General features: G+C 67.4%; 9 protein-coding genes. 3 read left to right on the top strand and 6 right to left on the bottom strand.

The annotated features are described in order from the left end of the window. Window positions 1-17 precede the first annotated feature (17 nt). The gene (locus tag ACOGXI_RS11600; RefSeq protein WP_419939004.1) at window positions 18-3,242 is read right to left on the bottom strand and encodes a carboxypeptidase regulatory-like domain-containing protein; all 3,225 of its coding nucleotides are present in this window, start codon (window positions 3,240-3,242) and stop codon (window positions 18-20) included. 19 nt (window positions 3,243-3,261) lie between these two features. Beyond that, entirely contained in the window at window positions 3,262-4,812 is a 1,551-nt protein-coding gene (locus ACOGXI_RS11595; protein ID WP_419939003.1) for an amidase, read from the bottom strand. Between the two features lie 147 nt (window positions 4,813-4,959). On the opposite strand from ACOGXI_RS11595, the gene ACOGXI_RS11590 reads away from it, so the two are divergent. Both ACOGXI_RS11590 and ACOGXI_RS11585 read left to right on the top strand, forming a co-directional pair. After that, a complete protein-coding gene (locus ACOGXI_RS11590; RefSeq protein WP_419939002.1) occupies window positions 4,960-6,174 on the top strand; it encodes a sulfite oxidase in 1,215 nt (404 codons plus the stop codon). Window positions 6,175-6,180: 6 nt separating this feature from the next. Continuing rightward, window positions 6,181-6,561, top strand: a complete 381-nt coding sequence (locus ACOGXI_RS11585) for a DUF2784 domain-containing protein (protein WP_419939001.1) — start codon at window positions 6,181-6,183, stop codon at window positions 6,559-6,561. A gap of 36 nt (window positions 6,562-6,597) precedes the next feature. Here the strand turns inward: ACOGXI_RS11585 and ACOGXI_RS11580 are convergent, their stop codons facing one another. The 4 genes from ACOGXI_RS11580 to ACOGXI_RS11565 form a co-directional block, all read right to left on the bottom strand. Then, window positions 6,598-7,758, bottom strand: a complete 1,161-nt coding sequence (locus ACOGXI_RS11580) for a sulfite oxidase (protein WP_419939000.1) — start codon at window positions 7,756-7,758, stop codon at window positions 6,598-6,600. 110 nt (window positions 7,759-7,868) lie between these two features. After that, window positions 7,869-9,284: an amidohydrolase family protein gene (locus ACOGXI_RS11575; protein ID WP_419938999.1), complete on the bottom strand. Its 1,416-nt coding sequence runs from the start codon at window positions 9,282-9,284 to the stop codon at window positions 7,869-7,871. Between the two features lie 58 nt (window positions 9,285-9,342). Then, a complete protein-coding gene (locus tag ACOGXI_RS11570; RefSeq protein WP_419940192.1) occupies window positions 9,343-10,434 on the bottom strand; it encodes a helix-turn-helix domain-containing protein in 1,092 nt (363 codons plus the stop codon). Further along, window positions 10,427-10,762 carry a killer suppression protein gene (locus ACOGXI_RS11565; protein WP_419938998.1) on the bottom strand — a complete coding sequence of 112 codons (336 nt, stop codon included), beginning with the start codon at window positions 10,760-10,762 and terminating at the stop codon, window positions 10,427-10,429. The genes ACOGXI_RS11570 and ACOGXI_RS11565 overlap by 8 nt, the downstream gene beginning before the upstream one ends. A gap of 140 nt (window positions 10,763-10,902) precedes the next feature. Between ACOGXI_RS11565 and ACOGXI_RS11560 the strand changes: the two genes are divergently transcribed. Further along, complete coding sequence (locus tag ACOGXI_RS11560) at window positions 10,903-12,192, top strand: MFS transporter (protein ID WP_419938997.1); 1,290 nt, start codon at window positions 10,903-10,905, stop codon at window positions 12,190-12,192. The last annotated feature ends 8 nt before the right edge of the window (window positions 12,193-12,200 follow it).

Raw genomic sequence — 12,200 nt, 5'->3', positions numbered from 1 at the left:
CCCGCGACCGGGCGAGCCTACCGGATCGTGTAGGTGAGCCCAACCTTGATCCGCCGTCCCTTGGGATCGTGCGTGAAGCCATCGTACGAGGTTTCCCAGTTAACGAGGGGCGGAGGCGTTCCCAGCAGGTTGAACCCCGTGACGAAACCATCGATTTGGTCGGTGACCTTCATCATCAGGGTCGCGTCCAGAGTGCCGAAGGAACCGATCGAGCGATGATTCTCGTCGGCGGAGTCCGGATCGTCGTAGGAGGAGATGTAGTAGAAGGCTCCCACCGCCGTGAGACGTTCCGTGTGGAACCCGACGGAAGCCGTCCACTTCCACTGCGGAAGAGGCCACGCGATGGGGTTGTTGCGGTTGAGAAGTCCGGCTCCGCTGGTCGCCGCCTGCAGCTCCACGCCTCCTCGCGTGAGCGCCATGATGTCGTACTTGTGCGTGTAGGTGCCGTCGATCCCGAATGACATCTCGGCGCTCCCCACCGGCCGGCGCGTCGACACGCTCCAGTCCAGGCCGGACGTCTGCATGCCCGGCCAGTTCACGAGGTCGATCCGAATGCGTTCGATGAGCGCCGCGTCGCACGTTCCCGTCCCCCAGCCGTCCGGACACTTGATGAACTCCTTCACGGCCTCGCGGCTGGCGCCGCCCTCGTCGTAGAGCCTCGTGACGGCCGTGTAGGGAACGACGTTGATGATGTCCTTGAAGTCATACGTCCAGTAGTCGAACGTCGCCTGCGTACGACTCGGGAAGTGGAAGAGGACGAGACCCACGTTACCCGTGGTGGCCCGTTCCGGCACCAGATCCGGGCTCCCGTATGTGTCGACCGCCTTGTAGACATCCGTCTCCCACACGTATTCGAGAGCCGTAATCTTGTCCGTGTTGACGTCGTCGACCGACGGGACGCGGAAGGTGGATTGCAGGGAGGCCCGCGCCGAAAGCTGATAGTCACCGGAGTCCACCAACCGGAGGGCGACGGCCGCCTTCGGGTCGAAGCTGCTGGCAACGTCGTGGAACTCATAGTTGGCGGCGAACTGGAGATCCACCCGGTCGCCGAGGTTGATCGGCACCTCGCCGTAGAACCGATGGACCGTCTGTGAACTCGCGTAGGGAAAGTACCCGGTCGTGAACGTGAACGGCCCCGCCTGGTCGAGGCAGCTCCGGTCCCCCGGCACCTGGCAGGGGTTGAGACGCTGGTTCCCCGGGTCGTTGGGTTGGCCGGACACATCGAACCAGCGGAACTGGTACCCGATCGCGTAGCCGATCGCGTCGTTCAGCGAGTTGGTGAACGTCGCCTCGGCCGTGAGGAGCTCGGCGGTACTGAAGAGGTCCACCTCTTCGTTGATCCAGTCGATCAGCGCGGGCGAGTTTGCGGCGGAGGCCACGTAGTCGGGATTGTCCGCGTCGGTGTACCTCGTGCCCGGCTGCTGCGCGCGAAGGATCGCGTTGCTGAACGGGTTGTAGAACATGCAGTTGCCCTGGCCCGCCACGGCGCCGCCCGTGTCTCCGAGGCTCATCCCGGCTGCCGACGCGGGGTCGACGACGACGCCGACTCCGCAGTCCGGCCCGCCGAACCCGCGAAAAGCCAGGTACTTGCGGTAGGCGTACTCCGCGGGCTGGTTCACGTTGCCCGCCGCCCGGGAGTAGCCGAAGGCCACATCCAGCTCGCCCGTCGCGCCGATGTGGTGGTCCAGCGAAGCCGCGACCCTCTGCGTGCGCGACGACCGCCTCAGCGTCCGTCCGGGACCGCTGTTGCCCACCAGGCGCCCGAAGAAGAACCAGTCGTCCTCGAGGCACGCCGCCTGCGAGGCAAAACCGGCCGCAGCCGCATTCGAGCTGCAGAACGATTGTCTGCCCGGATTCTCGGGCATGACCACCTGCAGGCCGTCGTACAGCGACGTGGGCGGGAAGGAGGGGGTCGTGTACCAGTCGGGGATGGCGGCCTCCGACCACAGTCCCTCGACGTGGACCGAGGTGTTCTCGCTCAGCTCGCTGTTCAGCTCGCCGAACAGCCGCGCGTGCCACTGGTTCTCGATCATGTTGTCCCAGGGCTGGTATCGGAACCGGCAGGTGAGGCCGGCATCCGTCCCGCCCAGACCCTCGCATCCGGGGTCCACGAACAGGCGGGCGTCGCCCTGGCTGTCCCCGTAGTGGGAGCGGATCAGCGCGCTGATGAATTCGCCGGGCGTCTCGGTCCCGGTCAGCGTCGGCCGCAGAAAGGCCCCGGGGTTCCCGTAGTAGGACCAGCCCCCGCCGCCCGGCCCGGGGTACGGACGCAGCACCCAATCGCGCTCCTCGGCCTTCAGCTCCCGGCGCATGGTCCAATCGGCCGAGAGGACGGCGTTGGTTCCGTCGCCCAGACTCGTGCCCCAGATGGCGCCCACGCTCGTGTCGCCGGCCCCGCTGAAGTAGTCGTGCGAAGCCGACAGCTCGAATCCCTGGAAATCTCTTCGGGTCACGAAGTTGGCCACGCCGGCCACGGCGTCGGAGCCGTAAATGGCCGAGGCGCCCTCCTTCAGGACTTCGATGCGGTCGAGCGCGATGGCGGGGAAGGCGTTGATGTCCACGAACCGGCCGCCGGGAAGTCTGGCCGGGGTGTACACCTGGCGGCGGCCGTTCAACAGCGTCAACGTCCGCGAGCCGCCGAGGCCCCGAAGATTGACGTTGGTCGCGGTCTCGGGCACGAGCGTCCCGCTTCGGTTGTACCAGCCGTTGCGTTCGCCGATCGTGCCGTGGCTGGCCCCCAGTTTCTTGAAGAAGTCCACCGCCTGCGGCGAGCCCTGCTCCTGGAGCGACTCGCGGTCGGTCACGTCCACGGAATACGGCAGGTTCTCCGGCGGCGCCGAAAAGTGCGTCCCGGTCACCACGGCCGTCAGCTCCTCCAACGCGATGGTTCGCTGGGAAGCCAGTTGCATGTCCACGTTCGTGCGCTCCCCGGCCTGAACCACCACGCCCGAACTCACTCCGTCGACGAAGCCGGGGAAGGTGAAGCGCAGCGAATATGTACCCGGCGGGAGGCCGGCGAGCGTGTACACGCCCTCCGCGGACGTCATCGCCGTGCGCGACTCGTCGCCGAGCGGCGCCCCCGTCGCCGTGACCGTCACGGTGGACATCGCGAGACCCTCCTCGCTGGTCACGGTTCCGGTGACGGCTCCCTCCTGCGCGAGGCCGGCCGCCGGCCACGCAAGCGCAAGAGCGGTAGCGAGGCTGACTCCGAGTGTGCTCCTTCTCTCGATCTTCATGGTCATCCAACCTCCGGCTTCATGGTCATCCAACCTCCGGGAAACCGTCCGGCGGACGGCGGTGTCGTGTTGCCTGTTCGTATCCGTACGCGAGCCGGAAGAGAACCGCCTCGTCGTACGGACGCGCGAGAATCTGCAGTCCGGCGGGTAACGCACCGTAAGTGTATCCCATCGGGACCGTGATCGCGGGCATCCCGGTGGCGGGAGCCACGCGCTGGCTGTTGTCGCCGCAGTATTCCTCGTCTCCCCTGTCGATATGGGCGGGCACGCAGAGCCACGATGGGTAGATCACCGCGTCTACGCGTTCGGCATCCATCGCGTCCACGAGGCTCGACAGGTAGGCCTGCCTGCCCTCGTTCTCCGCGTAGTCCGGGCAGGGTTCGTCCCAGTCGGCGGGGTGTACGTCGAGCGGGGCCCCCTCGTTGCGGCGCAGCGATCCCTGGGCGTAGTCCGAATACCGTCCGTCCTCGAGCACCTCCAGGACGTCGGCCATCGGCGCCGCCGGGCCCAGCGACCGCAGATAGACCCACATGTCGTAGCGGAAGCGGCGGCAGAACATCCCCTCCCGCCCCAGTTCCGCCGCGACGTCGAAATCGAAGGGGTCCAGGATCTCGGCTCCGAGCGCCCCCAGATCGTCTATGGCCGCTTCGAAGAGCGCGAGAATCTCCCCGTCGGTCTCCTCCGGATCCGCCAGCGCGCGGAGGACGCCGATCCTCGCGCCCCGCACTCCTTCGGCGTCGAGGAAGGCCGTGTAGTCTTCTTCCGCGCGGCCACGCCCCGCTTCCGTGTACGGATCCGCGGGATCGTAGCCGGCCACGACGTTGAACACGCGCGCGACATCCTCCACGGTCCGGCCCATCGGACCCGCGATATCGCGGTCGAAGGAGAGGGGGATGACCCCGTCGCGACTCGTGAGGCCGATGGTCGAACGGATCCCGACCAGGGCGAGGTGCGAACTGGGTCCGCGGATCGAGTTGCCGGTGTCGCTACCCAGTCCGATGACGCCGAACGAGGCGGCGACCCCGGAGGCCGTGCCGCCGCTGGATCCGGCCGGGACGCGGTCGAGCGCGTAGGCGTTGCGCGTCGTGTCGAAGGAGGAACTGACGGACTGGCGCGGACTGAACGCCCATTCCGCCATGTTGGTCTTGGCGATGATGATCGCGTCCGCCTCGCGGATCTTCCGCACCATGAACGCGTCGTCGGGCGGAAGGTTGTCCACCAGGGCGATGGAGCCCCCGGTCGTGACCATGTCGTGCGTGTCGAAGTTGTCCTTGACCAGCATCGGGACGCAGAACAGCGGTCCCGTTGTCTCGCCGGCGGCCAGCGCCGCGTCGAGCCGGTCCGCGCGCTCGAGCGCGCGAGGGTTGAGCACGGTGATCGCGTTGATCGCGTCTTCGTAGGCCGCGATCCGGGCGAGATGCCGCTCCACGACCTCGCGGCACGTCGTCGTCCCATCGCGGATCGCCGCCTCCACGTCGGCGATCGTCGCCTCCACGACCTCGAAGCCCGCGCCGGCCTCGGCGCCGGGTTCGGGATTGCACGCGACCCACCCCAGAGCGAGCGTAGCGGACAGCAACGCTCGGATCGAGCGGTGTTTCCGGCGGGCGTCGTCGGCGAGCTGCCCACCCCGGGGCGTCCCGGGTACGTTGCTCCTAGGTCGCATACACCTAAGCTTGCCAATCCGGACCGATATGCCAAGTGCCCTGACCGCGAGGTGTCGCCGATGAAGCGGAGAATCGAGACCGCCCTCTTCACCCGTCGGGATTTTGTCCGTGCCGCGAGCGTGGGACCCGCCGCGGCCTGGCTCGCCGCCTGTGACCGCGCGGGCGACGCCGGGTCATCGGCCGAGGCGGACGCGGCCCTCGCCGCTGCCGGGGAGGCGGAGCGGCCGCCTCGGTGGGCGAAGGATCCGTCGCCCTTCATCCAGCGCACCTTGAATCTGGAAACGCGGCTCGAACTCGTCGACGGATTCCTCACGCCGAACGAGTTGTTCTTCGTCCGCAACCATTCGCCGACGCCGGCGATCGACCCGGGGAGCTACACGCTCAGAGTAGAGGGGGACGGCGCCGAGACCGAGTTGCGGCTCGACCTGTCCACCCTCGAGTCGCTGCCCCAGCACACGATCACCGCGTATCTGGAATGTGCCGGCAACTGGCGGGGCCTGTATCCGGAACTCACGGGCACCCGCGCGAGCGGCGGGCAGTGGACCACCGGAGCCGTGGGGTGCGCGGAGTGGTCCGGACCGTCTCTGACGACGATCCTCGATCTGGCCGGCGTGCGCCCGGAGACGGTCGACGTGAACCTCGTGGGGCTGGACGGCTCCGGATTCGAGCGCGCCATGCCGCTCGCCAAGGCGCGGGATCCCGACACCATCATCGCGCTGCGCATGAATGGCGAGCCGCTCCCCGCGGATCACGGATTCCCGGCGCGGTCCGTTGTTCCGGGGTGGTCCGGGTCGAACAGCATCAAGTGGCTGGGGAGCATCCAGCTCTCGACCGAGAAGGTGTGGAACCGGAACAACACGTCGTCCTACGTCCTCATCGGCGACGATTGGCCTGAAGCGGATTACGCGCCCGCGCAGGGGGGGGCGATTAATGAACTGGTGGTGAAGAGCGCGCTCGCCCTGCCGAGGCCCGCGCAAGTGGCCCCGGGATCCCATGTCCTGCATGGGTTCGCGCACGCGCCCGCCGGACCCGTGTCCGCGGTCGAATGGAGTCCGGACGGCGGAGCGACCTGGCTCGAGGCCGAGATCGTGGACCCGATTCTGCCTCTGGCCTGGCAGCGCTTCGAGTTCGAATGGGACGCGACGCCGGGAGCGCACACGCTCGTCACGCGCGCCACGGATGCGACGGGGAACACGCAGCCGGATGACCCTCTGATGAACGAGAAGGGCTACCTGCTGAACGTCCCGCTCCCGCACCCCGTGCAGGTGGGGTAGACCGGCGTGCTGTACCGGGTGCTCGCGGACCTCGTCCTCGTCACCCACTTCGCCTTCATCGCCTTCGTCGTGGCCGGCGGGTTCGCGGCGGTCCGCTGGCCGAGGCTCGCGTGGGCGCACGTCCCCTGTCTCGCGTGGGGGGCGCTGATCGAATTCGCGGGCTGGATCTGTCCCCTCACGCCGCTGGAGGTCAGGCTCCGGATCGCGAGCGGCCAGGCCGGTTACTCCGGCGGCTTCATCGAGCGCTACCTGCTGCCGGTCATCTATCCCGGCGCGCTGAACCGGGAAATCCAGATCTGGCTCGGACTTGCCGTGCTGGCGCTGAATGCCGTGGCGTACGCGTGGCTCCTGCGCCGAATGCGCCGGGGCACCCGACCCGGTCGCTGAGCCGCCCCCGCTCGCGAGCCGCGGGGAGGGGGACGGTCAGTCGATCACGACGTTCCGGGTTAGCTGCCCGTTGCTCTCCCAGTACGTCCGCTTGTTCACGAGCATCGGGTCGTCTGCCGCCGGCTGGACGTTGCCGTCCGCGTCGATCGCCCTCGAGACGATCGCGTGCCGACCCGGCGTGACGTCCCAGTCCATGCGCCAGAACGTCCACGTGTACGGGTCGCCCCGGCCTTCGCCGAGCGTCGCCGCCTGCCACGGCCCCTCGTCCACGCGGACCTCGACGCCGGCGATGTCCGCGCCCCAGGCCGCCCCGTGGATCGCGTAGCCAGCGCCGTTGCGCGTGACCTTCGCGGGGACGGAGTTGATGTTTACGCGCCCCACCGAGGTCTCCGTCCACACGGTCGCGCCGTCGCGTTCCTCCGCCCGCAGCGTGACGTAGTCCCGGGCCATGAACTTGCCCATGAAGCGCCGGTCGCGGAGTTCGATGCGCGTCAGCCACTTCACGTTCGCGATGCCGTACCAGCCGGGGGCGATGACCCGCAGCGGAAAGCCGTGTGCGTTCGGCAGCGGCTCGTCGTTCACCTCGTACGCGAGGATGATGCCCGGGTCCATCGCGTCCTCGAGCGAAAGGCTGCGGGCGAAGTTCTGCGTCACCGTGTTGCCCCGGATCTCCTCCTCGCCTTCGTCCGCCCCGAAGAAGACCACCTCGATCCCGTCCTCCTGAACGCCGGCCTCCGTAAGGACATCGGCGAGCCGGGTCCCTGCCCAGCGCGCGTTGTGGACGCCGCCGATGAACGAGGGACGGCCGCGGTTCCCGGAGCACTCCAGCGTGAACACGACCTCCTGGCGGGGCCGCGCTCTCAGTTCGGCGAGGCTGAACGTCCGCGGCCTATCGACGAGTCCGCCGATCTCGAGATTCCAGTCGCTCTCCGCGATGACCGGCGACCCGTAGTGCCCCACGTGGAACATCTGACGGACCGGCGTGATCCAGGAATCCAGTTCCTCCCAGTTCAGGATGTTCATCCGCTCGGTCAACCCCGGGTGCGGACGCTGGACCCACGGGATCACCGCTTCCTGATCGAATCCGGCGAGCCAGCCGCGGAAGACATCGGTTGGAAGGACCGCGAGGCCCGCGGCCGCCGCGCCGCCCCGGATCAGCACCTGTCGTCGTGGAATCGGGTTTCGCTGGCTCATCATGTCGGACCTCGCCTCGAGTTGACCGCGTGCCTCGTCGTCGTCTTTCTTACCATGTGCAAGCTCGGGTGCGGTTAGGCGTCGGAGCAAGACATCCGCCGGAACGGCGCCGTTCAACGGCCGGGTCTCCACGCGGATTCTTCCGGAGCCTCCGCCGGCCCGATCCTTCCCTCCGCCATCGCGAGCAACTCGTCCGGCGAATGAAGGCGTCCTCGCGCGAAGACGAACCGGACATCGCGGGCGGCCCGGACATCCTCCAGCGGGTTCCCCCGCACGATCGCGAGATCGGCGATCTTGCCCTCCTCGATGCTGCCGAGTTCGTCGTCCAGGCCCATCGCGCGCGCCGAATTGAGGGTCGCGATGCGGAACACGTCGGCGGGCGGGACCCCGGCCCGGGCGAGGGCGAGGAGTTCGCGGTGGACGGCGAACGGAGACCAGTACTGTCCCCAACTCGGGTGATCCGTGCCGAGCGTGATCAGATCCCGCCCCCCGTTGTCGTAGAAGGCCTTGAGCGTCCGGCGCTTGATCGGCGACATCTTCGCGAACGACTCGTTGACGGGCCGGGGCGGACGCGCCTCGACGATCTCCCGCATGTAGGGCGTCAGGAAACGGAGTTCGTCCGTCCAGTACTCGGTCATCTCCGGGTCGTGCGGACCCCAGTATCCGTAGACGGAAAGCGTGGCGTCGAAGTTGACTCCGCGGCTCACGTAGAGATCGATGATGTCGCGGAGCGCGTCCCCCTCGAAGTCATCGAACTCCTGCAGCGACGCGTAGGCCGTGCGGTCCGCCGGCATCATGTCGCCGCCCAGGAAGTGTTCGACGCGGTCGATGCCCATGAGGATCGCGTCGCGGGGGTTCACCGTATTCCCGAAGCCGGAATCGAGGTGGGCGGTGACCGTGAGTCTGTGCTCGTGCGCCTGCTCGATGAGCACGGAGAGGTGATCGGGCCGGATCCCCTTGGCCTTGAAGCCGGCCGCGCCGAGCGACGCCCAGTGGTCCACTTCCCGCCGGATCGAGTCGGGCGTCATGGCGTCGTCGTCCCAGCCCCGCCGCCACGACCCGAAGTAGGGGCCGGAGTTGAGGATCCGCGGACCCCTGCGCTCTCCGCGCTCGATGGCGAGGCGCAGTTCGCGCATGCGGACCGGATCCATCTCGCCCGCCGGGAACGTCGTCGTCACGCCGTTGGCGAGGAAGAGTTCGGGATAGGCGGCCGTCTCGTCCACGCGGCCCTCTCCGAACAGGTCCACGGCATAGTGAGCGTGGAGGTCGAAGAACCCCGGAAGGATTGTGTCTTCCTGCTCGACGTTGATGGTGATCTTGAAGTCGGCGCTGTCCGGCGGCGGGCCGATGGAGATGATCCGCCCGTCGTGGATGGTGATGCCCTCGTTCTCCACGAGGGTCCCGGTGTGCACGTCCAGCCAGCGTCCGCCCGCGATGACGTAGGTTGCGTTCTCTTCGGCGAGGTCCCGGACGAACCCCTCGCATCCCGTCAATGTCCCTGCCGTGAGCAGCCCGAAGACGCAAGGCATCGAACGCCGCCACCGTTGTTTCGCCACCTTCACTGACGGCTTCTCCTTTCTTCGGATTTCAGACATCGCCGGCCCACTTGAAGCGACGCTTCAGGTCGTTGCAATGCGAGTGTGGCAACAGCCCCTCGTGCTGCAACCGCCCCACCACAATGCCCGGAGACACGCCGCATTCGCGGGCAAACGCCCGAATCCGGGTCTTGGTGTAGGGCCGCATCTTGCTTAGTCGTTCGAACTCCGATCTCGGAATCAGCGCATTGGCCGCCCAGCGGTTGGCCTCCGCCTCCCGCCCGCCCTCGTGCCGTTGTCCCTCGATGAAGATCAGCTTCTTTCCATGGAGCAGGATATGGGCAGCCTCATGGAAGAACGTGAACCACAAGTGGTCATCCGTGCGATACCGAAGGCTCAGCTGAATCAGCGCCCTGTCCGGCGCAATCCAGCGCGTGGCGCCACTCGCACGACAACCCTTGAACTCGGGAACGAACAGCACGATGACGCCGGCCTCCGCACAGGTGGCCACGAGCTTTTCCTGGAAGGACTCCGGTTCTTCACGACTCAGAGATCGAGCCTCGCGAAGCGCCGCCCTGAAAGTCCCCCGGTCATACGGCTGGCTGGGTACTCGCTTGGCCTCGATCAAGCCTTGCCGTAGCCAAACGGCCAGCGAGCCCTCATCGACATCAAAGGCCGTCGATTTTCGGAACGCCACATTCTGGAGAGCGAAGAGTTCCGACCACTGCTCCGGGCTGGAGACGCCCAGGAATGCCAGCAACTCCCGTACACGCTCCGGCTTGGTCGCCTCTCGCCGGAACAGGCCGCGCTTCACCATCTCCGCAACGGGGAACTTCGAGAGCCAGGACACACGCCGAGCCATCTCCTCTTCTTGCGCCCGGCGTGCGAGATGCTCCCGATATTGTTGTTCGCGAGCATTCCAGAACGCGGCCGGCACGCCCAGCGCCAGTTCGAACTGCAGCGCCGTGTCCACCGTGATCGCGGCCTTTCCGTTCACGATCTCGCTGATCGTCTTCTTTGGCCGTCCCGTACGGGTCGCCAACTCCGCCTGCGTCAAACCTCGCTCGCGCAGGATGTCCCTCAGGGTCTCACCGGGCGGCGACACCTCATCGGGGGAATACCTGTTCTTTGCGGACTCACTCATGGGTGTCCTCGACTCCGAGAATCCTGACGGTCGTGACGCCGGCCCAATCGAGCCCTCCATCCGGTTTCACCGGTACGGGCTCGTCTGCCGGCTCGAACAAGAGGCGATACGGGTGACGCAGGTCGAGGGAGAGCACTCCGGCCTTCTCCCCCTTCAATTCGTGACAACGACCGGGCAATCCTCTCATGACCTCGAGGTTGTCTGCCGCCCGGAGGTCGTCGAGGCGCCGCCGGATTCTCCTGGCTCCATCCGTCCCCCAAACCCGCGTCCCCTTGTGAATCGAATTGCACTGCTTCTCAAGCCGTTTGGTCCCAAAAACGATGTCCAATCGAAAGCCATCTCGTCGTCACTATTTCAACAAAAAGATAACGCTTGGGGTTATCGATAATGTAAGCATGCGGCGATGACACGGCAACCACGTTTCGCCAAGCGCCTGCGATGGCTTGGTCCTGCGGAGTCGCCTTATCCATGACCCCTTCGATTGAGTTAACATGGGTCATCAACCGGCTGCCATCCGAACCGGATCGGAGTTCGACACTGCACGAACCGAGCGCGGCGCTCGCCAATCCCCCCACCGGCCTTTCGGGACGCACGTCGATGCGCCCCGCGGCGGTCGTGGCGCTCATCGTCGTCTCGCACACGATGATCGATGCGTACACCGCGTTCCTGCCGCCGCTCCTGCCGCGGATCATGGACAACCTCGGCCTCTCGATCACGCTGGCCGCGACGCTGTCGACCGTGCTCTCCATTTCGACCGCGCTCCCGCAGCCGGCCTTCGGCTACCTCGCCGACCGGTTCGGAAGGCGCGCCTTCCTCGCCGCGGGGCCGATCGTGGGAGGCGTGTTCATCTCGCTGCTGGGGATGGCGCCCAGCTACCTCGTCCTCCTCCTCCTCCTCACCGTGGGAGGGCTGGGGTCGGCCGCCTTTCACCCGCCGGGGGCCTCGCTCGTCGCGCGCGCCGGGGACGGCCGCGGAAGCGGGGTGCGCATGTCCGTCTTCTCCTTCGGGGGGGCGATCGGGTTCGCGCTGGGGCCGATCAGCGCGGTCGCCATCGTGGGCCTGCTCGGCCTCTCCGCCCTGTGGATCGCGATGATCCCGGGGGTCGTGCTCGGGATCGCCCTCTGGTTCGGCGCGAAGGGCCGGACCCGGGTGGGGCCGGGGACGCCGCCGCCTCCCCCGCTGGAGGTGCTCCGCAAGCTCAGGGGGCCGCTCGGTCTCGTGTTCGGGATCTCCGTCGTCGGATCCTTCGCGCAGAAGGCGATCCTCACCTTCATCCCGATCATCGCCCACCGCGCGGGCGAGAGCGAGACGGCGGGGGCCGTGGTCCTGAGCATCTACCTGGGCGCCCAGGGGCTGGGGACGCTCGCCTCCGGCTTCCTCACCGATCGGCTCAACCGTCAGCACCTCCTGGCCGCGATCAGCGTGCTCGCCGTGCCCACGCACATCCTCGCGTTCACGCTGGCGCCGGCCAGTCCCGCCGCGATCGTGATGGCCGTGTGCGCGGGCTTCCTGAACATGGCGCTGCTGCCTCCGATCGTCGTGGTGGCGCAGGAGATCCTCCCCTCGGGGACGGCGGTGAGTTCGGGCATCGTCATGGGGCTCGCGTGGGCCGTGGGGACGCTGGCGATTCCGGTCGTCGGCGGGTTCGCGGACGCGTTCGGGCCCGTCGCCGCGACCGCCTGGTCGATGCCGCTCCTGCTGCTCGGCGCGCTCTTCGCCATGCAGCCCTCGCTTCGCCCCTACTGCAGAGCCCGATGATGAGAAAG

The organism is Candidatus Palauibacter sp., assembly GCF_965208055.1.
Taxonomy (GTDB): domain Bacteria; phylum Gemmatimonadota; class Gemmatimonadetes; order Palauibacterales; family Palauibacteraceae; genus Palauibacter.
This window is presented reverse-complemented; position numbering and strand designations above follow the sequence as displayed.